We start from the raw sequence: 20,756 nt of genomic DNA, 5'->3' as shown, positions 1-20,756 counted from the left end.
TTCACAGACTTCCCCACATGGGGGTTCCGGAGGCTCAGCCTGCTGTCTTGTCGGGCGTGGCCGGTCTATCCATTTTCTGCGCCCACTCTGTCTTTGCGATCCCAATCCGTGACCGACGAAACCGATCTCGACCAGAAACCCAGCGAAGGCTCGCTTGCCGACGGCATGCGGATCATTGCCGAATTCGTGCACACCCTGCCGCGCAAGCCGGGCGTCTATCGCATGATCGCGGCGGACGGCGAGGTCCTCTATGTCGGCAAGGCGCGCTCGCTTCGCAGCCGGGTGGCGGCCTACACCCAGCCGACCCGGCTGGCGACGCGGCTGATGCGCATGGTTTCCGCGACAGCGACGATGGAGTTCGCGGTCACCGACAGCGAAGCCGAGGCGCTGCTCCTCGAAAACAACCTGATCAAGCGCTTCCGGCCACGCTTCAACGTGCTGCTGCGCGACGACAAGTCGTTCCCCTACATCGTGATCCGCCGCGATACGAAATGGCCACAGCTCGCCAAGCACCGCGGGACACGCGAGGCGGGCAACGAGTATTTCGGCCCCTTCGCCTCGGCCACGGCGGTGAATCGCACGCTCTATGCCCTGCAGCGCGCATTCCCTCTGCGCTCCTGCTCCGACGGCGTCTTCTCGACCCGCACCCGTCCCTGCCTGCAGTACCAGATCAAGCGCTGCACGGCGCCCTGCGTTGGCCGCATCGAGAAGCCCGAATACGATGCCATCGTCGACGACGTGCGCGGTTTCCTGGGCGGGCGCAACCGCGAGGTCCAGCAGGCGCTGTCGCAGCGTATGGAACAGGCTTCGGCCAAGCTCGAGTTCGAAGGCGCGGCCGTGTTGCGCGATCGCATCCGCGCGCTGGCTCATATCCAATCACACCAATCGATCTCTCTGCCTTCGATCGACGAGGCCGATATCTTTGCCGCCCATTCCGAAGGCGGACAGATCTGCGTGCAGGTCTTCTTCCTGCGTGCCGGCCAGAATCTCGGCAACCGCGCTTACTTCCCGAGTCATGGCAGGGAGCTCGACGAAGGCCAGGTGCTCGAGGCCTTCATCGGTCAGTTCTACGAGGCGCGTCAGGCGCCGAGCCTGATCCTGACCAGCCACGATGTCGCCGAGCGCGAGCTTTTGGAAAGCGCGCTGGCTCTCTCGGCCAACCACAAGGTCGAGATTCGCCAACCCAAGCGCGGCGACCAGAAGGATGCGCTGGATCAGGCCGTGAACAATGCGCGCGAGGCGCTGGCGAGGCGCATGGCCGAACGCGGTACGCAACGCCAGCTTCTCGACGGCGTGGCGCGCGTGTTCGGTCTCGACGCACCGCCCGAGCGCATCGAGGTCTACGACAACAGCCACATCCAGGGCACGGCGCCGATCGGTGCGATGATCGTCGCGGGTCCCGACGGCTTCAACAAGAACGCCTATCGCAAGTTCAACATCAAGAGCGAAGGCGCCGCGGGCGACGACTTTGCGATGATGCGCGAAGTGATGAGCCGGCGCTTCGGCCGTGCGCTCAAGGAAAATCCCGATCGCGACGATGAGCACTGGCCGGATCTCGTGCTGATCGACGGCGGCCAGGGCCAGCTCGAGGCCGCGCGACAGGTGATGAACGAACTCGGTCTCGAAGATATCGCGATGGTCGGCATCGCCAAGGGCCCGGACCGCGATGCCGGCCGAGAGCGCTTCTTCCTGCCGGACAAGGCGCCCTTCTCGCTCGAACCGCGAGACCCTGTGCTCTATTTCTTGCAACGGCTTCGTGACGAAGCCCATCGCTTCGCGATCGGCACGCATCGCACGCGACGCGCCGCCGACCTGACCCGCTCCGCGCTCGACGAAGTGCCGGGCATCGGCGCAGGCCGCAAGCGTGCGCTGCTCAATCATTTCGGCAGTGCCCGTGCGGTTGCCGTCGCCACTCTTGACGATATCAAGACAGTTGCCGGTATCTCCGACGCACTCGCCCAGAAAATCCATGACCACTTCCGGGGTGGCCGCTAAGGTCGGCATCGAGATGTTGTTCAATCTTCCCAATATGCTGACCTTGTCGCGGATCGTGGCGATTCCGCTGGTCGTCGCCTGCTTCTGGCTCGACCGTGGCTGGGCGCAGTGGCTGTCGATGATCTTGTTCGTGATCGCGGCCGTCACCGATTGGTTCGATGGCTATTTCGCGCGGCGCTATCACCAGATTTCGCGCTTCGGCCGTTTCCTCGATCCCATCGCCGACAAGCTTCTCGTGGCGGCGGCGCTGGTGATGCTGGTCGATACCGGTGTCTTGAGCGGCCTGAACGTACTGGCCGCGCTGATCATCCTGGCCCGCGAGATCCTGGTCTCTGGGCTGCGTGAGTTTTTGGCCGAGTTGCGTGTCGGCCTGCCGGTGAGCGCGCTCGCGAAATGGAAAACCGCTGTCCAGATGGTGGCGATCGCCGCCCTGCTGGTGGGCGACGCCGCCTCGCCGTGGGTGACCCATATCGGGATCGTGCTGATCTGGATTGCCGCCGCCCTCACCCTGATCACCGGCTACGACTATCTGCAAACCGGCCTGCGTCACATGGCGGAGGACGTTCCGGGTAATCCAAAATGAAAGTCCGCTACTTCGCCTGGATGAAGCGCACGGTCGGCCTTCCCGAAGAGGAAGTGGCGCCGCCAGCTGAGGTGACGACTGTCGGCGATCTCATCGTGTGGCTGCGCGCGCGCAGCCCTGGCCATGCCGAAGCACTGGCGGAAGGGGCCGCCTTCGGTGCAGCGGTCGATCAGCGCACAGCGACCTTCGACGTGAAACTCGCTGGCGCTCGCGAGGTCGCCTTCTTCCCGCCCTTCACCGGCGGCTGATGCCATGAGCGTCCGCGTCCAGGAAGCCGATTTCGACGTCGGCGCCGAACTGACCCGCCTCACCGACGGGAACAAGCGGATCGGCGGGCTCGCAGTGTTCGTGGGGTTGGTGCGCGAGATGCACGTGCGCGAAGGCTATCACCGCGACAAGGTCGATGCCCTGACGCTCGAACACTATCCCGGCATGACCGAGAAGGCGCTGGAAGAGATCGAGGCCGAGGCCAACCGGCGCTGGCCGCTCGAAACGACTCTCATCGTCCATCGCCATGGCCGCATGGAAGCAGGCGAACGCATCGTGCTGGTCGCCGTAGGCTCGCCGCATCGCGAGGCCGCCTTCGAGGCCTGCGAGTTCCTGGTCGATTGGCTCAAGACCAAGGCGCCCTTCTGGAAACTCGAAGAGACTCCCGCCGGCGAGAAATGGGTCGGCGCTCACGAAGGCGACGACGCGGCCGCAGCGCGTTGGGAAAAGAAGCCCTGAACCGACGGCTTCGGCCCGCTACCCCAGCGCCACCAGCGCCAGATTGGTGATGCCACGGGCACGCAACTTGTCGGCCGCCATCAGGGAACGTTGTCCGCTGCGGCAGGCCAGCACGACGCGACCACTCGGTTCTTCCAACTGCTCGATCGTATCGACCACCAGACGCCGCGCGCCGGCAAAGGGCGAAACCGGTGCTTCGTCGAGGCCACGCAGGTCGACGACGATATCGTCGGCCCGTACGGCTTCGGGCGCGATGAAGGGCACGGTCGCTTCCGGTTCGGGGCTGCCGTCGAAGCCGAAGCCACCAAACGCCAATCGCTTGGCATCGAAGGTGACGACACGACCGAGCACCGATGGCTCGAAGCCCAGGAGCAGATGCAGCGCGAGATGCGCCTGCAGGCTGCCCATCATGGCGACGGCGCTGCCCAAGACGCCGACCGTGTCGCAGGTTCCGCCATCGATCGACACGTCGGGAAAGACCGCGCGATAGCTCGGCCCGCCACCGCAGAAGGCCCCGGCATAGCCGGTGAGGCCGATCACCGAGGCGCTGACTAGTGGCTTGGCCGCGGCAAAGCAGGCGTCGCTCAACATGTAAGTCACGGCAAAGCTGTCGGCGGCGTCGACGACGAGATCGGCCGCAGCCACTAGTGCCGCCGTATTCTGTGGCGTCAGGCGTTCGGCCCGCGCCTCGATGTGTACCTCCGGATTGAAACCCTGAAGCGCATCGCGTGCAGCCTCGACCTTGAGCCGGCCAATGTCGGACATGCGATAAAGAGGCTGACGATGGAGGTTGGTTACCTCGACTGTGTCGTGGTCGACGATGGTGACGCGGCCTACCCCCGCGCCCACGAGATACTGCAGCACCGGGCAGCCGAGACCGCCCGCTCCCACGACAAGGACTGACGCGGCGGCAAGGCGCGCCTGACCTTCAGACCCAATCTCGCCCAACACTGTCTGGCGTGCGTAGCGATTGCTCATGACGGCCTCGTCGCGCCGATCCACGTCTTAGCCTGCCCGATCGGATCGACGTGATTCACGATGTCACCGACCACTGAAGCGATGTCGGCACCGGACTTCAGGCAGAGCAGGGCGCGCTCCAGGGTGAGGCCGCCAATGGCGACCAGCGGCCGGTCGCCGATCAGCTTCTTCCACTCGGCGAGCCGCGTCGTGCCCTGCGGCGCCCACGGCATCTGCTTCAACTTGGTCGGCCAGATTGGCCCCAGCGCCACATAGTCGGGGTCGACCGCAAGACCTTTCTCCAGCTCGGCATGATCGTGCGTGCTGACGCCGATGCGGATGCCTGCACGGCGCAGCGCCTTGATGTCGGCGTCGACGAGATCTTCCTGGCCGAGATGGACATAGTCGCAACCCTCATCGATCGCGACCTGCCAGTAGTCGTTGACGATGAGCTGTGCGCCATGCGCCGCGCAGGCCGCTTTGGCTTCGCGCACCTGGCGGCGCACCTCGGCCTCCGGCTGGTCCTTGATACGCAGTTGGATGAGCTTGGTGCCGACGGGCAGCAGCTTCGCCACCCAACCGGAATCAGGCACCACGGGATAGAAGGGATCGAGCTTCATTGATCTGCTTTCTCAATCGCCGAGTGCGGCCTTGCCAATAAGGGGCGTGGACGGCACCGCCATGTCACGCGGTTCCATCGGCCGCGCGAGATAGGCCGCGCGCCCGGCTTCGGTAGCCAGTGCAAAGGCGCGCGCCATCTCGACCGGATCGCCGGCCTCGGCGACGGCGGTGTTGAGCAGTACCGCGTCGTATCCCAGCTCCATCGCCGCAGCAGCATGTGACGGCACACCGAGGCCCGCATCGACCACCAGCGGAATGTCCGGGAAATGCGCGCGCAGTGAACGCAGGCCGTAGACATTGTTCAGCCCGCGCGCCGAGCCAATCGGTGCGCCCCAGGGCATCAGCACCTTGCAGCCGGCTTCGACCAGACGATCCGCCACCACGAGGTCTTCGGTCGTGTAGGGAAACACCTCAAAGCCCTCCTCGCAGAGGATACGCGCCGCCTCGACCAGACCGAAGACATCGGGCTGCAGGGTGTCGGCTTCGCCAATCACTTCGAGCTTGATCCAGTTGGTGTCGAACAACTCGCGTGCCATGTGGGCAGTGGTCACCGCTTCCTTGACCGAATGGCAACCCGCGGTGTTGGGCAGCACCTTCAGGCCAAGCGCCTGGATGAACGACCAGAAGCTCTGGCCGGCACGGCCGGTGCCACTCTCGCGACGCAGTGAGACCGTGACGACTTCCGCGCCCGACGCCTTGATGGCGCGTTCCAATACCGCTGGCGACGGGTAGCGCGCCGTGCCGAGCAGTAGGCGCGACTTCAGGTCGATGCCATAGAAGGACGCCATGGCTAACCTCCCTGCATGGGCGCCACGACCTCGATACGGTCGCCGTCGGCCAGAGGCGTGCGCAGTCGCGCCGCCGCGGCAACGAAGCGGCCATTCACCGCCGTGGCGATCTTGCGGCCGCCATAGCCCAGCGTATCGAGCGCCGCGGCCAGCGTGCCGGGATCGACTTCATGCGCGTCGTCGTTCAGGAAGATCTTCATCTCTCGTCTCCAGGAAGTCGGCGACCTGACCGGCGAGCCAGGGCGCCAGCAGGAAGCCGTGTCGAAAGAGGCCATTGGCGTGCAGGACGCCGTCGACTTGCCGCACGTGTGGCAGGTTATCGGGAAAGGCCGGCCGCAGGTCGGCGCCAAGCTCGACGATCTCCGCCTCGCCAAAGGCAGGATGCAGCGTGTAGGCCGCATTCATCAGCTCGACAGCAGAACGCAGGCTGACGGCGCGGCGCTCCTCGCTTTCGATCATGGTGGCGCCGATCATGAAAAGGCCTTCACCGCGCGGCACGATGTAAAGTGGGATGCGTGGATGCAGAAGCCGCACCGGCCGCGACAGTGAGATGTCGCGCGTGTGCACGACGATCATCTCACCGCGCACGCCTCGTAGATCCGGCAGATGGCCGCGCGCAGCGAGGCCGCGGCAATCCACGACCAACTTTGGATCGCGCCGGCGCGCATCGGTCGTGCCGAACCGGATCGGCACATTGCGCGCCGCCAGGGTCGCAGCCAGCCCCGCCAATGCCTTGCGTGGATCGAGATGGGCTTCGTCGGGAAAGAAGAGCCCGCGCCGGAAACGACCCGCGAGATCAGGCTCGAGATTGCCGAGGCCATCGCCATCGATCCACTCGAAGCGCTCGGTACGCTGGGCGAAGCGCGTCAGGTCAGCAGCATCGCGCGGCGGCGCTACGACGAGGCTGCCCTTCTGAACGGTGCCGGGGAAGTTCCGCAGCCACCACGTGATCGACGGCGCGCCCAGACGCGCCACGGCTTCGTCCGTGGTTGCGCGCTCGCACCAGGGCGCCAGCATACCGCCCGCCATCCACGAGCAGGCACCCTCGCCCAAGGCCGATGCGCGTTCGACGACGTCGACAGCAAAGCCACGCGCACTCAGCTCAACGGCGCACGAGAGGCCTGCGACGCCGGCTCCAATGACTGAAATTGCTGATCGATCCACGACTGACTCCCGTTCCTTCGCCGGCATGATCCGGATCAGGTTCAAAGGGTTCAGCCGCTGCGGCTGTCTCAGCCCGGTTCTTCGCTGGGAACCAGACACCCCTCGGACGTCATCGAGAAAAGGGGATTGCGGCCCCCTATGTCAAGGCTGTGTCAGGCGGCCAACATCAGGCAGCGAGAGATGGCGCTGGCGTCATGAGATGCGTGGCTTCGCCGAAGCCTTCACTGTCGGGTTCGCGCACCAGCTTCTGGAAATCGGCCATCAGGGTCCTGGCGACCGGGCCGGCCTGGTAGTGATGCTGATCAATGGAGCCCACCGGCACGATTTCCGCCGCCGAGCCGCAGAGAAAAACTTCGCTGGCCGTGGCGAGTTCTTCCGGCATCACATGGCGCTCCTCGACCGCCCAACCGCGCTTTCTGGCCATGCCCATGACGGCGCGCCGCGTGATGCCATCCAGGAAGTTCTCCGGCTTGGGGGTCACCAGCGTTCCGTCGATCACCAGGAAGATGTTGGCGCCGGTCGATTCGGCGAGGCGGCCCTGCCAATCGAGCATCAATGCATCGTCGAAGCCTGCCTTCAGCGCCCGATCCTTTTCGATGCCGCAGATGATGTAGAGGCCCGCCACCTTGGCGTGGCCGGGCGCGGTTTCCGGCGAGGGCCGGCGATACTTGGCCATGGTCACGTTGATGCCGGCATCGCGCGCCTGCACGGAGAGCCGCCCCTCCTGGGCCCACGGCGCGATGGCGAGATGGACGGTCGTGCCGATCGCCGACACGCCCAGCACTTCCGAGCCGCGCCAGGCGATGGGGCGCACATAGCCGGTCGTGAGGTTGTTGGCCTTCACGACGGCTCGCGTCGCCTCGTCGATCTCCTCGCGCGACCAAGGCAGGTCGTAGTCGAGCAGCCGCGCCGAGCGGATCAGACGCGCGCTATGGGCGGCGAGGCGGAAGATGCGTCCGTCATAGATGCGTTCGCCCTCGAAAACGGCCGAACCGTAGTGCAGGGCGTGGGTGAGGACATGCATGCGGCTGTCGCGCCACGGCACCAGCTTGCCGTCCAGCCAAATCACACCGTCGCGGTCATCCATGGTTAAGGACATTGCACCATTCCCTTCCCAATGATTCCAAATGGGTCTCTTGGAGACTCGTAATCACAACTTAATGTCTAAATAGGTCAATATTACTGACCTTGTCAATAAAGCTGACGACGCGCGTCATCAGGACCTGAAGGCCCTGGGCCAAGCCTCGCCGAATAGGTCGGATCAGGTCAGGAGGGGAGCCATGTCGGGATCGCCCTTCTGCATCGCCCGTCTATAGGCGGGCCTTCTGCCAATGCGCTGCAGATAGGCGAGGATCGCGGGATAGGGCGCGAGATCGAACGGCAAAAAAAGGCGCATGGTCGTCAAAGTGAAGACGATCATGATGTCGGCCGTCGTGAACTCGCTGCCGGCGAGATGGTCCACCTTGGCAAGGCGCGCCTCGACGAGACCAAGGGCGAGATCGAGCCGACCCTTCATGGCACGAAGAATCGGATTGTCGTCGGGCAGCTTCAGGCGCGCCAGGATCATGCTGCGTCCAGTTGCAGGCTGCAGCGTGCCGTTGGCGAAATGGAACCAGAAAAGGAACTGCGCAAAGTCGGGATGATCGGGCGCCAACACGAGGCGTCCTTTTCCATATTTCGCGACGATGTACTCGATGATGGCTCCTGACTCGGCCAGAACGACGTCGCCGTCGGTGATCACCGGCGCAGTGCCAATGGGATGCAGCGCTTTGTAGTTGGGAGGCGCGAGCCGGGTGACGGGATCGCGATCATAAACCTTGAGATCGTAGGGAATGCCCAGCTCTTCACAAAGCCAGACGATTCGTTCGGACTGCGACTTCCCGAGATGATGAACAATCATCGTGTCCCCCGCGAAACAGAGAAAGAAAATGTCCGAAACGAGAGCCGCGGCGTAACACCGCCTTCGACGGGGTGTCAACGCAACGCGCCCGCTCTATAAAGGCCAAGTGGAATCCAGACCTCCCGCCAATCCTCTCTTCCTGCGCGACGAAGAGCTGCGGCAGGGCATTGAGCTGATGTTCTATGCCTATCGCGACTTCACGTTCGAATCCGACCAGCAACTCAAGCGCTATCAGCTCGGCCGCGCCCATCACCGCGCGCTCTACTTCATCGGCCGCCATCCTGGCCGCACGGTCGGTCATCTGCTGTCGATCCTGAAGGTGACCAAGCAGTCGATCAGCCGCGTCCTGAAAGACCTGATCGGCCAGGGTTATGTCGAGCAGAAGAGCGGCGCGCGCGATCGGCGCGAGCGGCTGCTGTGGCTCACGGAGCGCGGCCAGAAGCTCGAACGAGATCTGACCGATCGGCAAAGCCAGCGTTTCGCCCGCGCCTATCGCGAGACCGGCGCCGAGGCGGTGGAAGGCTTCCGCAAGGTGTTGCTGGGGCTGCTCGATCCGGCGGAGCGCGCCGTGGTCGATAAGCGAGTGCGCGGCGGCGGACGCTGACCGCGATGGATCCCTCGGCCGACAAGCCGCACGTTCTGGTCGTCGATGACGATACGCGTCTGCGCGAGCTCCTGAAATCGTTCCTGTCGCGCAACGGCTTTCGCGTCTCGACGGCAGCCAGCGCCGCCGAGGCACGCCAGCGGTTGGGCTCGCTCGACTTCGACCTGATCGTGCTCGACGTGATGATGCCGGGCGAGACCGGCCTCGCTTTCGCCGCCGAGCTGCGCCGCACAGATGATGTGCCGATCCTGATGCTGACGGCCATGGTCGACACCAAGGATCGCATCGCCGGCCTCGAAACCGGCGTCGACGATTATCTCGGCAAGCCCTTCGAGCCACGCGAGTTGTTGCTGCGCATCCAGAGCGTGCTGCGCCGCGGCCGGCCAGCGGCCACCGCTGCGCCATCGGAGGACCAACGCCAGGTCATCTTCGGCCCTTTCCAGTTCGACCTCGAGCTGGGCGAACTCGCGCAGAAGGGCAAACGCGTGCCGTTGACCGACGCCGAGATCGCCTTAATGCGCGCCTTCACAAACCGCATCGGCGAAGTGCTGAGCCGCGAGACCCTGTGCAAGATCGTGGGCAGTGACATCAACGAGCGCGCCATAGACGTGCAGGTGACGCGCCTCCGGCGCAAGATCGAGCCGGACCCCTCCTTCCCGCGCTATCTGCGCACCGTCCGTGGCCAGGGCTATCGGCTGGTCGATGCATGAGTCTCAGCGCCGCCCGCGATCTCTTCGAGCGCGTCGCACAATGGTCTGACCGGCATTCACCACAGACCCTGTTCGCGCGCGCGCTGATCATCATCGTGGTACCGATGCTGCTCCTGCAGGCGTTGTCGGCCTGGTGGTTCTACAGCCAGCGCGGCGACAACGTCACCAACCGGCTGGCGATCCTGCTGGTGCGCGACATACGCCTGCTGATCTCGCTGCGGTCCGACTTTCCCGACGATCCGCATCGCGATTGGATCTTGCGCCGCTCCGCCCAGGACCTGCTGCTGTTCGTATCCTTTCGCAAAGGCATCGTGCGGCCCTTCAAGCAGCCGGAATATTTCGACATCGTCGCGCGCGAAGTACAGGGCGCACTCGAAGCCGATATCAAGAAGCCCTTCTTCCTCGACAACAATATCGGCGGCGGCCAGCTCCTGATCGAGATCCAGCTCACCGACGGCGACGTGATGGACATCCTGGTGCCGCATGTCCGCCTCACCTTCGGCTCGAGCTTCGCCTATGTCGTGGCGCAGCTCGGCCTCGCGCTGGTCCTGTTCGGCCTCTCCATCTGGTTCATGCGCCGCGAGCTGGTGCCGATCGAGCATCTCGGTGTGGCGGCCGATGCACTGGGCAAGGGTCGCGACGTGCCCGATCTCGCCTTCTCCGGCGGCACGCGCGAAGTGCGCAACGCCGCGACCGCCTTCCACACCATGCGTATCCGCCTGCGCCGCTCCATCCAGCAGCGCACCGAGATGCTGGCCGGCGTCAGCCACGACCTGCGCACGCCGCTCACCCGCATGAAGCTCTCGCTGGCGCTGCTGCCCGAGTCGCCCGAGACCAAGGAGCTGAACGACGACGTGCGCGACATGGAGCGCATGATCGAAGGCTACCTCGCTTTTGCGCGCGGCGAAGGCGACGAGGACCCGGTCATGACCGACCTCTCGGAGATCCTGGAAGATGTCGCGGTCGGTGCCCGTCGCGACAATGCAAACATCGATCTCTCCTGGCAGGGCGACATGAACGTCGAGCTGCGCCCGCTCGCGATGAAGCGCTGTCTGACGAACCTCGTCTCCAACGCGATGCGCTACTCGCAGAATGTGAAGCTGGAGGCCGTGCGCGGCCGCACCTCGGTCGAGATCATGATCGACGACGACGGACCCGGCATCCCGCCCGACAAGTACGAGGACGTGTTCCGCCCGTTCTTCCGCCTGGACGAGTCGCGCAACGTCGATACCGGCGGCGTGGGCCTGGGCCTCACCATCGCGCGCGACGTGGCCCGCAGCCACGGCGGCGACGTGGCGTTGGCCGCCTCGCCGCTCGGCGGCCTTCGCGTCACCGTGCGAATTCCGCTATGAGCGGGCCGTGGAGCTTGCCACAGACGTGCCGCCCGGCCGCCTATGGTACAAAGACGTAAATACTCGAGAGAACAATGTCCAAGACACAGTCGCTTCAATTCGTTCGCCATCCGCATCCCGCTCCCCTTGCCGCCGACAAGCGCGCCGAGCTTCTGAAGAATCCAGGTTTCGGCCGGGTCTTCTCCGACCATATGGCGACCGTTCGCTACAGCGATTCCGAAGGCTGGCACGATGCGCGGATCGAGCCGCGCGCGCCGATCCCGATGGACCCGGCCGCGGCAGTCCTACATTACGCCCAGGAGATCTTCGAAGGCTTGAAGGCCTATCGAACCGAAGGCGGTGGCGCGACGCTATTCCGGCCGGAGGAGAATGCCCGTCGCTTCCAGCAGTCGGCCGAGCGGCTGGCCATGCCGATCCTGCCGGAGAAGGTGTTTCTCGACGCGGTCGACCAGCTTGTCAGCATTGATCGCGCGTGGATCCCGGACGGCGACGGCAGCCTCTACATCCGCCCCTTCATGTTCGCCAACGAGATATTCCTCGGGGTGAAACCCTCGTCGGACTACCTGTTCATCGTCATCGCCTCATCGGTCGGCGCGTACTTCAAGACGAGCGCGCCCGCGGTCTCCGTCTGGGTGTCACAGGACTACACGCGTGCCGCGCCGGGCGGTACCGGCGCCGCCAAGTGCGGCGGCAACTATGCCGCCAGCCTGCTCGCCCAGGCTGAAGCCACTCGGCACGGCTGCGATCAGGTCGTGTTCCTCGACGCTGTCGAGAAGCGCTGGGTGGAAGAGCTTGGCGGCATGAACGTCTTCTTCGTGTTCGACGACGGCTCGATGGTCACGCCGCCGCTCGGGGGCACGATCCTGCCCGGCATCACGCGCTCCTCGCTCATCACGCTGGCCAAGGACAAGGGCATTGCGGTCCGCGAGGAGCCCTACTCCATCCAGCAATGGAAAGCCGATGCTGCCAGCGGCCGCCTGCGTGAGGCCTTCGCGTGTGGCACCGCCGCGGTCGTGACGCCTATCGGCACGGTGCGCTCGCCCGAGGGTGAATTCACCATCGGCAACGGCGGTTCGGGTGCGCGCACGGAAGAGCTGAAGGCTTCTCTGGTAAACATCCAGCGCTGCCGCGCCGCCGATCCCTACGGCTGGATCCACAAGGTCTTCTGAAGATCGCAGCACCCTTGCGCCGCGCCTGCCGGGTTGCCGAGCCCCTCGATCGCGAACCATCGACCGACCGGCCGGTTCTCTCGCTCGCCGGGAAAAGCCCGGCACTGGCCTTCCCACCAGTGCTACCCCATGATCGGGGGACAGGGGAACTCGCACCATGCGTCGTTCGGACAAGGGCCGCGGGCCAACCCCGGCATCCAGACTGCTGCAAAGCTGGGCGACCAGGGATCGGCGCAAGCTGTCGATGCTGCCGAAGCGCAAGCCGCTTCAGGCTGCCCAACTTCAAGGCGATGAAGCTGTTGAAGCCATCTGCGCCGTAATCCGCCGCATCCCTTTGGGTTGGGTTGCGACCTATGGTCAGGTCGCCGCGATGGCGGGCATGCCGAGGCGCGCTCGCCTTGTCGGCCGCGTGCTTCAGCGCCTTGACCCAGGAACCAAGATCCCGTGGCACCGTGTCGTCAACGCCAAGGGTGAGGTGTCCTTCAGCCTGGCCCGCAATGGGGGCGACATCCTCCAGCGGCACCTGCTGGAGAAGGAAGGCATCAGATTTGACGACAGAAACCGTTTGGACTTGGAACGATGCCGCTGGCTCGACTAGAGCGTCGAGCCTCCGACTGCAATCAGTGAAAGGCTCGACGCTCTAGAACAGCTTGCCACCGTCGGGCACGACCTGGTCGGGAGCGAACAGCACGACGCTGCCATCTCCCGCCGGGAACCCCAGGGTCAGCACTTCCGACATGAACTTGCCGATCTGCCGCGGCGGGAAATTGACCACCGCCGCGACCTGACGGCCGATCAGGCACTGCGGCGTGTAGTGCACCGTGATCTGCGCCGAGGATTTCTTCGTGCCGATCTCCGAGCCAAAATCTATCAGCAGGCGGAGGGCGGGTTTGCGGACACCCTCGAGAGGGGCGGCTTCGAGGATCGTGCCGACGCGGATGTCGACCTTCTCGAAATCTTCGTAAGTGATCTGCTCCATGGTGCCGGCACCCTAGTGAGGTGCGGACAAAAGAAAAGGGCCGCTTGCGCGGCCCTTCCCCTTCGATCGGCCTGGGGCCGATGAAACTTACTTCTTGGCGATCGCGGCCTTGACCTCTTCGGTCACCTCGGCGACGCGCGCGCTGAGCGCGGTCAGCGCATCGGTGTGGCCCTTGCTGTAGAGGTCGGCCAGCTCCTTGGAGTTGGTGACGGCCGTCTCGTAGCTCTTCTTCACGAAGTCGATCTGCTTGGCGGCCTTCTCCTCGATGGTCGCGGCGGCGAGCACTTCGCTGCCGTGCTTGGAGAGGTCTTCCATCGCGGCGCGGACCATGTCGCCCTGGCGCTGCGCGATCGCCTTGAACGACTCGACGGCCGAGGTGTTGACCGAAGTCATCGTGGCGAAGTTCTTGCGGGCGGTCTCGACGATGGTCTCGACGTTCACGACCGGCAGCTTGAACTCGCTGGAGAACTTGCTGAAGTCAAAGTCGGCGAACGGGTTCTTGAAAGCACCATTGGCGTACATGGAATGTCTCCTGACAGGGCAAAACGACGGAAAGCTCGGGTGCTCCGCCTGAATTGCTGCGGTGCACAATGGACGCTAATTTAGGGAGGCAGCCCAGTGAGTCAAGAGACGATTTTGTGCAGCGCACAAAATCTTCATGCAGCAGGCGAATCAGAGGGCTCTGCTGACGCCGCTTGTTTCCTATTTTTTGTATATTTATCAAAGAGTTGTGACCACCTCTCGGCAGTCTTCAGCCGGCTGTCCAACGACGCCATGGTCTTGGAGAGATCGTCCGTCTCGTCCTGATCGAAGATGCGAGACACCGCGTGATGGATCGCAAGCAGGCCGTTCTGCCGCAACGCACCACCGAAACCGTCGCTGGGAATCGAGGCTGCTTCCAGCATCGCCGCCATCGAGCGGCGCAGCGCCGGCCCCATCGCCAAACCAAGCAAGGGATCGCGCAGCGCGGCGCGGCGCAGGGCGCGCAACGCCTCCCGGTGCGGCTTCAGGGAGTCGTAACGGCGCATCATGACGTCGAACAGACGATCGCGTGCCGTCTCCTCGGGATCGATCGCAGAGGACGTGCCGGCCAGCACTTCGGAATCAATACGCGCCAAAAAGGCGGCGATCAGCGACACCTTGTCGGAATGCAGGCGATAGAGTTCGGCAAAACCCAAGCTGGCTGCCTGGGCCACGTCACGCAATGCCACGGCCGCGAAGCCCTTCTCGGCGACCAGCCGGAGAAAGGCATCGAGCGCGCGGTCTCCCGGGGTTCGATCGGGGGGCGCTCGACCCGCGGACGCGGCGCCGGCGTCGCTCATCCCGCAAGTTCCTTGGAACGACGCGAGGCTGCAGCGAGCGCCTTGTCGAAAACAGGCTGGATACCGTCGTCTGCCATCAGGACCTTCAGGGCTTCGGCGGTGGTACCGCCTGGGCTGGTGACATTAACGCGCAACTGCGCCGCCGGTTCACTCGACTGCTTCAGCAATTCGCCACTGCCGGCCACCGTGGCGCGCGCGAGCTGCATCGCCATTTCAGGCGTCAGGCCAAGCTTGGCGCCCGCCGCCGCCATCGCCTCGACCAAGAGGAAGACATAGGCCGGTCCGCTGCCCGAAAGCGCCGTGACCGGATCCATCAGCGCCTCATCGTCGACCCACAAGACGCCACCCACCGCCTCTAGCAGTTCGTGGCAGCGCTTCTTCTCCGCCGCCGAAACACCGCCCGCCGCCGTGGCGACGGTGATTCCCTGGCGGACGGCCGCCGGGGTGTTGGGCATGGAACGCACGACCTTGGCCGCTGCCCCGAGATGGCTCGCGAAGTAGCCCAGTGTCTTGCCGGCAGCGATCGACAGGAACACGGAGCCCTGTTCGGCAAAGCGCTTCAGGTCGGTGAGCGTCGCATCCATGGCCTGCGGCTTCACCGCCAGCACGACGATCTCCGGCGTTTCCGAAATCTCGCTCGACGAACCAACCAGGCGCAGGCCGGCATGCTTCGGCCGGATTGCTTCGACCGGTTCGGCCACGACGACGTCCGATGCCTTGAGGCCGCGCGCCAGCCAGCCGTCCAGCATGGCGCCGCCCATCTTGCCGCATCCGACCAGCAGCAGTTTGCCCATCTCTACCGTCCTTTGAACTTGGGTTCCCGCTTCTCTCGGAACGCGGCAGCGCCTTCCTTGCGATCCTCGGAATTGGCGATCTGCTCCAGCTTGTAGCGCTCCGGCACGAAGATCTCGGCCGGTCCGCGCGGCAGGGTCTGGTTGGCGAAGTCGCGCAAGGTGCGAATGACCAGCGGCGCGGAGTCGGCGATCACCTTGGCCATGCGCCGTGCTTCCTTGCGCTCCTCGCCGAGCCGCACCACGCGATTGACGAAACCGACATCGTAGGCGCGCTTCACCGAAATCTCTTCGCCCAGCAGCAACAGCTCCATGGCGAGTTTGTGCGGCATGCGCGACACGATGCCGGGCATCAGGCCGCCGAACACGCCGACCTTGGCCTCCGGGTACATGAACTTGGTCGTGTCGGCCGACACCATGAGATCGCAGGTCATCACCATGCAGATCGCGCCACCGATCACCCAGCCCTGGGTCGCCGCAATCACCGGCTTGGTGAGGTGATGGCTGACATGCGGCACGGCCTTCCACATGGCGGCCGGCGGTTCCTTGAGGTCGGCGCCGACGCAGAAGGCCGGCCCTTCGGCCTGAAGGATCGCCACATGGTCACTGCCCGCCTCGAAGGCACGATAGGCGTCGTAAAGCTGGTCACACAGCGCCTGCGACAAGGCATTGCGCTTCTCCGCCCGCGTCATCGTGATCGTGGTGATACCTTCGCTCGATTCGACTTTTACCAAACTCACGGCGTCCTCCGGTCCTTCTTGCGCCGGATGCTACCAGCCGCCCATACTTGACGCATCAGGAGTCAGGCTCCAGAGGAACCGGCAAGGAGCGAGACCATGCAAACCCGCAATCCCTTCATCGACGACCTCACCAAGGTGGCCAACGGCGCCATGGGTGCACTGACCGGCATGAAGGACGAGGTCGAGGCGCGCGTACGCGACCAGATCGCCAAGATCCTGGATGGTATGGATATTCCGCGGCGCGACGAATTCGATGCCGTGAAGGCCATGGCCGTCAAGGCCCGCGAGGAGAATGAAGAACTCAAGAAGCAGATCGCCGAACTGCAGACGAGGCTCGAGGGCCGCTGACGTCCGGTAACGGACGCATCGAGGGATCGCGCATCTGGTCCTGACTCCCAAACCGCCCTAGCATCACGCAGGGAGGCCACAAGAATGAGAGTCGGAGTCGAGGTCGGAGGCACGTTCACGGATCTGGTCGCCGTCGAAGGTGGCAAGATCGTTGTCACCAAGGTACCGAGTACACCGAAGTCGCCCGACATTGGCGCCTTCGCAGCCCTCACGGCATCGGGCATCGATCTCGCCGGCATCGAAGATCTCGGCCATGGCTCGACCGTCGCCACCAATGCCGTGCTAGAGCGCAAGGGAGCGTTGGTCGCTTTCATCGCGACGGCGGGCTTCCGCGATCTCCTGTTCATGCAGCGCCACGACCGGCGCAACATCTACGATCTCTTCTATGCCAAGCCCGCGCCGCCGGTACGCCGCAAGGATTGCTTCGAGGCACCGGAGCGGCTGCGCGCCGATGGCACCGTCGAAACTCCGCTCGATGAAACGAAGGTCTCGGCCGAACTGATCCCGGCCCTGAAGGAGGGTGGCTATCGCGCCGTCGCGATCTGCCTTCTCAATGCCTACGCGAACCCCGAACACGAGAAGCAGCTCGCGGCGATGATCGAGGCCGCGCTGCCCGACGTGCTGGTGACGTGCAGCCATCAAGTGGCGCGGGAGTTCCGCGAGTTCGAGCGCGCCTCGACGACCTTGCTGTCGGCCTACGTCCAACCGGTGATCGATGGCTACCTGCACCGCTTCGAAAACAAACTTTCGGAGTCGGGTTTCCGGGGCCGCTTCACAGTGATGCAATCCAACGGCGGCCGACTGCCCGCCGACGCGATGCGCCAGAGCGCCATCACCGCGCTCTACTCCGGCCCTGCCGCCGGCGTCGTTGGCGCCACGCGACAGGCTGCGCGCTCCGGCTTCAAGGATCTGATCACCTTCGACATGGGCGGCACCTCGACCGATGTCTGTCTGGTGCAGGACGGCCGCCCCTCGCTCGCTTCGGAAACCGAGATCGACGGGCTGCCGATTCGCACGCCCGTGCTGGATATCGTGTCGGTGGGCGCGGGCGGCGGTTCGATCGCCTGGGTCGATGACGGTGGCATGTTGCGCGTGGGCCCACAGAGTGCCGGCGCCGATCCCGGCCCCGCCTGCTACGGCCGCGGCGGCACCGAGCCTGCTACGACCGACGCCCATATCGTGATCGGCACCATCCGGCCTGCCGCCTTCCTGGGCGGGCGCATGAAGCTCGACAGCGATGCCGCCCATCGAGCCTTCGAGCCTGTGGCAGAACGCTTCGGGCTCAGTGTCGAACAGGCGGCGTCCTCGGCGCTGCAACTCGCGGACGCCAACATCGTGCGCGCCATCCAGCTCGTCTCGACCGAGCGCGGCCGCGATCCACGCGATTATGCGCTGGTGCCGTTCGGCGGCGCCGGTCCGCTCCATGCCGCCCGCATCGCCGAAGAACTCGGCATCTCGACCATCGTCGTACCACCCAACGCCGGCGTGATTTCGGCCTACGGGCTGGTTGCTTCCGACTACACCAAGTTCGACGCCGTCACGCGCAAGATGAAGCTCGACGATGCGGCTGCAAAGGAAGCCGGCCGCATCTTCGACGAGATGCGCCAACGGCTCGCGGCACAGTTCGCCGACATGAAGCTGCCGGGCGAACTCGACTACACGCACACGCTCGACATGCGCTTCGTCGGCCAGGCCTTCGAGGTCGGCGTCGAGATTCCGGCGGAGCGCCTCCGTTCACTCGATGCGACCTATCTCGCCGAACTGTTCGCCGACGCCCATCACCGCACCTTCATGCACGGCGCCACGCTCGACCGGCCGGTGGAGATCGTGACCCTGCGCGTCGGCGCGACCCTGCCGATCGGCGGCGCGCCCAAACTCGACCGCGAGAAGCTGGCGGCGCGTGCGCCCGAGCAGGCGAAGATCTTCCACGGCGAGGCCTGGCTCGACTGCGCGCGCCACACCGCCGAGGCGCTGACGACGGGCCAGAAGATCGTCGGGCCGGCAGTAATCGAAGGGCACACCGCGACGAGTTGGGTGCCGCCGGGCTGGAGCGCCGAGCTCGACAGCCACGACAACCTGATCCTGCGCAAATCCTGAGGGACGGAGAGCGTCATGAGCCAGTTGGGTCCAATCGACTATGCCGTCATCAGCCAGGCACTGATCGCCGGCGCCCGCGAGATGGGCGTGAAGCTGATCCGCTCCGCCTACTCGACCATCCTGCGCGAAGCGCGTGACGGCTCGGCAGGCCTGATGGATCGCTACGGTAATACAGTCGCCCAGGCCGAGCTGATCCCCATGCAGCTCGGTCCCATCGGCGAGACCCTGCGCGCCTGCCTGAAGCGCCATCCGGTCGAGACGCTTCAGGAAGGCGACTTCCTGATCAACAACGATCCGTTCGAAGGCGGCCAGCATATCCCCGACGTCTTCATCTTCACGCCGATTTTCGTCGGCGGCCGGGTCGTGGGCTTCGGCGCGTCGGTGGCGCACCATCTCGATCTCGGCGGCGGCGCACCCGGCCTCAACATCCACGCCTCCGACGTCTATCAGGAAGGGCTGCGCTTCCCGCCCTCGAAGTACAGTTTCGAGCGCGACTGGAACGGCGGTTCGTTCGAGCGCCTCGTCACCGCCAATGTGCGCGTACCTGACCTCACGATCGGCGACTTCAATGCGCAGTTCGCCGCCAACGCCATCGGCGTGTTGCGGGTGAAGCAGCTCTGCGAGCGCTACGGCACCGACAAGGTCGAAGCGGCAATGAAGGAGATGCAGGACTATTCCGAGCGCCGCGTGCGCGCCGCCATCGCCCAGGCACCCAAGGGCACGTTCTATGGCGAAGATGCGGTCGACGACGACGGGCTCACCGACGATCCGCTGGTGGTGAAGGCCAAGGTCACCATTGCCGAGGACTCGGTCGAGATCGACTTCGAAGGCACCTGTGCGCAGGTGAAGCGCAACCTAAATTGCCCATATTCGAGCACGCTCTCGGCAGCGCTTTCCTGCGTGAAGTCGGTACTGACCAGTCCAGACATTCCTTACAACGAGGGCATGGCGCGGCCGATCAAGATCAAGGTCCCGTACGGCTCGCTGCTGAATCCGCGACCGCCGGCGCCGGTGCGGGCACGCATGATCCCGGCCTATCGCGTGTTCAACGCCGTGATGAAGGCAATGGCGCAGGCACTGCCCGACAAGGTGATCGCCACCGGCTTCGACTGCACGACAGCCTTCTGCCTCAGCCATCTCGGCGAGAAAGGCTACAGCGTCTATCTGGAAATCTTCGGCGGCGGCTATGGCGCCTCCCGGGAGACCGACGGCTGCGACGCCGTCGATTCGCCGCTCAGCAATTGCTCCAACGCGCCGGTCGAGTCGCTCGACATCGACTACGACTTCTTCCGCATCGTCGGCTACGAGCTGGCGCCCGATTCGTTCGGCCTGGGCGCACGACGCGGCGGCGCAGGCTTCACGCGTCGTTGCGAAATCCTGCGCGACGACGTGCAGCTCGCCATCTACTCGGATCGCTTCCGCCTCGCCCCGGAGGGCTTGCAAGGCGGCGAGCCCGGCCAGCGTGGCTATTGCCGCGTCTTCCGTGCGAACGGCACCACCGAGGAATTGCGCAGCAAGGCCGCCATCGATCTCGGTAAAGGCGACATCGTGGAGATGTTCGTGGGCGGCGGCGCCGGCTTCGGCCGCCTCGAGGAGCGACCCGATTCGATGATCGACCGCGATCTCGCCGATGGCCTGATCACGCGCGATCCGAGAGCGGCACGCAAGCTCGCGGCCGAGTGACTCCCTCCGACCGTTTTCTCTCGGCCGGAGGGAGCGAGGCTCAGTAGCTCTTGTAGCCCAGGAACTTGCCCGACATGGCGATCTTCACGCGATCACCTTTCTGATCAGGCTGGCGCTCCATGGTCATGTCGAAGTCGATGGCGCTCATGATGCCGTCGCCGAATTCTTCCTGGATCAGTTCCTTCCAGGTCGTGCCGTAGACCTGCACCAGCTCGTAGAAGCGGTAG

The 20,756-nt window shown here is 64.8% G+C and carries 24 protein-coding genes, 1 pseudogene and 1 riboswitch; of the genes and pseudogenes, 12 read left to right on the top strand and 13 right to left on the bottom strand.

Features of this window, described 5'->3' with window-relative positions; translation table 11 throughout:
- The first annotated feature begins 108 nt into the window (after positions 1-108).
- The 4 genes from uvrC to EPO50_RS12470 are packed head-to-tail and all read left to right on the top strand — an operon-like array spanning position 109 to position 3,304.
- Entirely contained in the window at positions 109-1,995 is a 1,887-nt protein-coding gene (gene uvrC / locus EPO50_RS12485; protein WP_296344436.1) for an excinuclease ABC subunit UvrC, read from the top strand.
- A gap of 13 nt (positions 1,996-2,008) precedes the next feature.
- Positions 2,009-2,578, top strand: coding sequence for a CDP-diacylglycerol--glycerol-3-phosphate 3-phosphatidyltransferase (pgsA, locus tag EPO50_RS12480; protein WP_296344687.1), 570 nt, complete (start codon positions 2,009-2,011; stop codon positions 2,576-2,578).
- Positions 2,575-2,826: a molybdopterin converting factor subunit 1 gene (gene moaD / locus EPO50_RS12475; protein ID WP_296344434.1), complete on the top strand. Its 252-nt coding sequence runs from the start codon at positions 2,575-2,577 to the stop codon at positions 2,824-2,826. The genes pgsA and moaD overlap by 4 nt, the downstream gene beginning before the upstream one ends.
- 4 nt (positions 2,827-2,830) lie before the next feature.
- Complete coding sequence (locus EPO50_RS12470; RefSeq protein WP_296344432.1) at positions 2,831-3,304, top strand: molybdenum cofactor biosynthesis protein MoaE; 474 nt, start codon at positions 2,831-2,833, stop codon at positions 3,302-3,304.
- A gap of 18 nt (positions 3,305-3,322) precedes the next feature.
- On the opposite strand, the gene EPO50_RS12465 is transcribed toward EPO50_RS12470, so the two are convergent.
- The 7 genes from EPO50_RS12465 to EPO50_RS12435 all read right to left on the bottom strand — a co-directional run bounded on the left by EPO50_RS12465 (position 3,323) and on the right by EPO50_RS12435 (position 8,734).
- On the bottom strand, positions 3,323-4,282 hold the full coding sequence (locus tag EPO50_RS12465) for a HesA/MoeB/ThiF family protein (protein ID WP_296344430.1): 960 nt from the start codon (positions 4,280-4,282) through the stop codon (positions 3,323-3,325).
- Positions 4,279-4,881 (bottom strand): thiamine phosphate synthase, encoded by a 603-nt coding sequence (locus tag EPO50_RS12460; protein ID WP_296344429.1) that lies wholly within the window; start codon positions 4,879-4,881, stop codon positions 4,279-4,281. Before EPO50_RS12460 ends, EPO50_RS12465 begins: the two co-directional genes overlap by 4 nt.
- Positions 4,882-4,893: 12 nt before the next feature.
- On the bottom strand, positions 4,894-5,670 hold the full coding sequence (locus tag EPO50_RS12455) for a thiazole synthase (RefSeq protein ID WP_296344427.1): 777 nt from the start codon (positions 5,668-5,670) through the stop codon (positions 4,894-4,896).
- Positions 5,671-5,672: 2 nt separating this feature from the next.
- A complete protein-coding gene (gene thiS, locus EPO50_RS12450; RefSeq protein WP_296344425.1) occupies positions 5,673-5,870 on the bottom strand; it encodes a sulfur carrier protein ThiS in 198 nt (65 codons plus the stop codon).
- Positions 5,839-6,834, bottom strand: coding sequence for a glycine oxidase ThiO (thiO, locus tag EPO50_RS12445; RefSeq protein ID WP_367268042.1), 996 nt, complete (start codon positions 6,832-6,834; stop codon positions 5,839-5,841). Before thiO ends, thiS begins: the two co-directional genes overlap by 32 nt.
- A riboswitch (TPP riboswitch) is annotated at positions 6,830-6,947 on the bottom strand. Its footprint overlaps the gene before it by 5 nt.
- 53 nt (positions 6,948-7,000) lie before the next feature.
- Positions 7,001-7,921, bottom strand: coding sequence for a branched-chain amino acid aminotransferase (locus EPO50_RS12440; RefSeq protein WP_296344421.1), 921 nt, complete (start codon positions 7,919-7,921; stop codon positions 7,001-7,003).
- Positions 7,922-8,095: 174 nt separating this feature from the next.
- Positions 8,096-8,734 carry a glutathione S-transferase family protein gene (locus EPO50_RS12435; RefSeq protein WP_296344419.1) on the bottom strand — a complete coding sequence of 213 codons (639 nt, stop codon included), beginning with the start codon at positions 8,732-8,734 and terminating at the stop codon, positions 8,096-8,098.
- Between the two features lie 106 nt (positions 8,735-8,840).
- Here EPO50_RS12435 and EPO50_RS12430 point away from each other — a divergent pair, with 106 nt between their 5' ends.
- From EPO50_RS12430 to EPO50_RS12410, 5 genes are all read left to right on the top strand, one after another.
- Positions 8,841-9,338 carry a MarR family transcriptional regulator gene (locus EPO50_RS12430; RefSeq protein ID WP_296344417.1) on the top strand — a complete coding sequence of 166 codons (498 nt, stop codon included), beginning with the start codon at positions 8,841-8,843 and terminating at the stop codon, positions 9,336-9,338.
- A gap of 5 nt (positions 9,339-9,343) precedes the next feature.
- Positions 9,344-10,048 carry a response regulator gene (locus EPO50_RS12425; RefSeq protein ID WP_296344415.1) on the top strand — a complete coding sequence of 235 codons (705 nt, stop codon included), beginning with the start codon at positions 9,344-9,346 and terminating at the stop codon, positions 10,046-10,048.
- Positions 10,045-11,400, top strand: a complete 1,356-nt coding sequence (locus EPO50_RS12420; protein ID WP_296344413.1) for an ATP-binding protein — start codon at positions 10,045-10,047, stop codon at positions 11,398-11,400. Before EPO50_RS12425 ends, EPO50_RS12420 begins: the two co-directional genes overlap by 4 nt.
- Before the next feature lie 74 nt (positions 11,401-11,474).
- Positions 11,475-12,569: a branched-chain amino acid aminotransferase gene (locus tag EPO50_RS12415; protein ID WP_296344411.1), complete on the top strand. Its 1,095-nt coding sequence runs from the start codon at positions 11,475-11,477 to the stop codon at positions 12,567-12,569.
- A 157-nt stretch (positions 12,570-12,726) separates the two neighbouring features.
- Positions 12,727-13,167, top strand: coding sequence for an MGMT family protein (locus EPO50_RS12410; RefSeq protein ID WP_296344410.1), 441 nt, complete (start codon positions 12,727-12,729; stop codon positions 13,165-13,167).
- 42 nt (positions 13,168-13,209) lie between these two features.
- Here the strand turns inward: EPO50_RS12410 and EPO50_RS12405 are convergent, their stop codons facing one another.
- From EPO50_RS12405 to EPO50_RS12385, 5 genes are all read right to left on the bottom strand, one after another.
- Positions 13,210-13,548 carry a tRNA-binding protein gene (locus tag EPO50_RS12405; RefSeq protein ID WP_296344408.1) on the bottom strand — a complete coding sequence of 113 codons (339 nt, stop codon included), beginning with the start codon at positions 13,546-13,548 and terminating at the stop codon, positions 13,210-13,212.
- An 87-nt stretch (positions 13,549-13,635) separates the two neighbouring features.
- Positions 13,636-14,070 carry a phasin family protein gene (locus EPO50_RS12400; protein ID WP_296344406.1) on the bottom strand — a complete coding sequence of 145 codons (435 nt, stop codon included), beginning with the start codon at positions 14,068-14,070 and terminating at the stop codon, positions 13,636-13,638.
- A 134-nt stretch (positions 14,071-14,204) separates the two neighbouring features.
- Positions 14,205-14,870 carry a TetR/AcrR family transcriptional regulator gene (locus EPO50_RS12395; RefSeq protein ID WP_296344404.1) on the bottom strand — a complete coding sequence of 222 codons (666 nt, stop codon included), beginning with the start codon at positions 14,868-14,870 and terminating at the stop codon, positions 14,205-14,207.
- Positions 14,867-15,664, bottom strand: coding sequence for a pyrroline-5-carboxylate reductase (proC, locus tag EPO50_RS12390; protein WP_296344402.1), 798 nt, complete (start codon positions 15,662-15,664; stop codon positions 14,867-14,869). Before proC ends, EPO50_RS12395 begins: the two co-directional genes overlap by 4 nt.
- Positions 15,665-15,666: 2 nt before the next feature.
- Positions 15,667-16,401, bottom strand: coding sequence for an enoyl-CoA hydratase-related protein (locus EPO50_RS12385; RefSeq protein ID WP_296344400.1), 735 nt, complete (start codon positions 16,399-16,401; stop codon positions 15,667-15,669).
- A 96-nt stretch (positions 16,402-16,497) separates the two neighbouring features.
- Between EPO50_RS12385 and EPO50_RS12380 the strand changes: the two genes are divergently transcribed.
- The 3 genes from EPO50_RS12380 to EPO50_RS12370 all read left to right on the top strand — a co-directional run bounded on the left by EPO50_RS12380 (position 16,498) and on the right by EPO50_RS12370 (position 20,529).
- Positions 16,498-16,749, top strand: a complete 252-nt coding sequence (locus EPO50_RS12380) for an accessory factor UbiK family protein (protein ID WP_296344398.1) — start codon at positions 16,498-16,500, stop codon at positions 16,747-16,749.
- An 84-nt stretch (positions 16,750-16,833) separates the two neighbouring features.
- Positions 16,834-18,846 (top strand): hydantoinase/oxoprolinase family protein, encoded by a 2,013-nt coding sequence (locus EPO50_RS12375; protein ID WP_296344396.1) that lies wholly within the window; start codon positions 16,834-16,836, stop codon positions 18,844-18,846.
- 15 nt (positions 18,847-18,861) lie between these two features.
- Complete coding sequence (locus EPO50_RS12370) at positions 18,862-20,529, top strand: hydantoinase B/oxoprolinase family protein (protein WP_296344394.1); 1,668 nt, start codon at positions 18,862-18,864, stop codon at positions 20,527-20,529.
- Between the two features lie 40 nt (positions 20,530-20,569).
- Here the strand turns inward: EPO50_RS12370 and EPO50_RS12365 are convergent.
- Positions 20,570-20,756 (bottom strand): annotated as a pseudogene (locus EPO50_RS12365) (cyanase); the annotation flags it as partial.

It is taken from the genome of Reyranella sp. (genome assembly GCF_004297405.1).
GTDB lineage: Bacteria > Pseudomonadota > Alphaproteobacteria > Reyranellales > Reyranellaceae > Reyranella.
Note: the sequence above shows the minus strand (reverse complement) of the source record. Positions and strands in the feature narration are given on the sequence as shown.

Coding starts and splice junctions, on each gene's coding strand:
- EPO50_RS12455 (WP_296344427.1), bottom strand. CDS start 5,670: ATGGCGTCCTTCTATGGCATCGACCTGAAGTCGCGCCTACTGCTCGGC.
- EPO50_RS12435 (WP_296344419.1), bottom strand. CDS start 8,734: ATGATTGTTCATCATCTCGGGAAGTCGCAGTCCGAACGAATCGTCTGG.
- EPO50_RS12465 (WP_296344430.1), bottom strand. CDS start 4,282: ATGAGCAATCGCTACGCACGCCAGACAGTGTTGGGCGAGATTGGGTCT.
- EPO50_RS12425 (WP_296344415.1), top strand. CDS start 9,344: ATGGATCCCTCGGCCGACAAGCCGCACGTTCTGGTCGTCGATGACGAT.
- proC (WP_296344402.1), bottom strand. CDS start 15,664: ATGGGCAAACTGCTGCTGGTCGGATGCGGCAAGATGGGCGGCGCCATG.
- EPO50_RS12420 (WP_296344413.1), top strand. CDS start 10,045: ATGAGTCTCAGCGCCGCCCGCGATCTCTTCGAGCGCGTCGCACAATGG.
- EPO50_RS12380 (WP_296344398.1), top strand. CDS start 16,498: ATGCAAACCCGCAATCCCTTCATCGACGACCTCACCAAGGTGGCCAAC.
- EPO50_RS12415 (WP_296344411.1), top strand. CDS start 11,475: ATGTCCAAGACACAGTCGCTTCAATTCGTTCGCCATCCGCATCCCGCT.
- thiS (WP_296344425.1), bottom strand. CDS start 5,870: ATGAAGATCTTCCTGAACGACGACGCGCATGAAGTCGATCCCGGCACG.
- moaD (WP_296344434.1), top strand. CDS start 2,575: ATGAAAGTCCGCTACTTCGCCTGGATGAAGCGCACGGTCGGCCTTCCC.
- EPO50_RS12370 (WP_296344394.1), top strand. CDS start 18,862: ATGAGCCAGTTGGGTCCAATCGACTATGCCGTCATCAGCCAGGCACTG.
- EPO50_RS12410 (WP_296344410.1), top strand. CDS start 12,727: ATGCGTCGTTCGGACAAGGGCCGCGGGCCAACCCCGGCATCCAGACTG.
- EPO50_RS12375 (WP_296344396.1), top strand. CDS start 16,834: ATGAGAGTCGGAGTCGAGGTCGGAGGCACGTTCACGGATCTGGTCGCC.
- pgsA (WP_296344687.1), top strand. CDS start 2,009: ATGTTGTTCAATCTTCCCAATATGCTGACCTTGTCGCGGATCGTGGCG.
- EPO50_RS12405 (WP_296344408.1), bottom strand. CDS start 13,548: ATGGAGCAGATCACTTACGAAGATTTCGAGAAGGTCGACATCCGCGTC.
- EPO50_RS12460 (WP_296344429.1), bottom strand. CDS start 4,881: ATGAAGCTCGATCCCTTCTATCCCGTGGTGCCTGATTCCGGTTGGGTG.
- EPO50_RS12400 (WP_296344406.1), bottom strand. CDS start 14,070: ATGTACGCCAATGGTGCTTTCAAGAACCCGTTCGCCGACTTTGACTTC.
- EPO50_RS12470 (WP_296344432.1), top strand. CDS start 2,831: ATGAGCGTCCGCGTCCAGGAAGCCGATTTCGACGTCGGCGCCGAACTG.
- EPO50_RS12395 (WP_296344404.1), bottom strand. CDS start 14,870: ATGAGCGACGCCGGCGCCGCGTCCGCGGGTCGAGCGCCCCCCGATCGA.
- EPO50_RS12440 (WP_296344421.1), bottom strand. CDS start 7,921: ATGGATGACCGCGACGGTGTGATTTGGCTGGACGGCAAGCTGGTGCCG.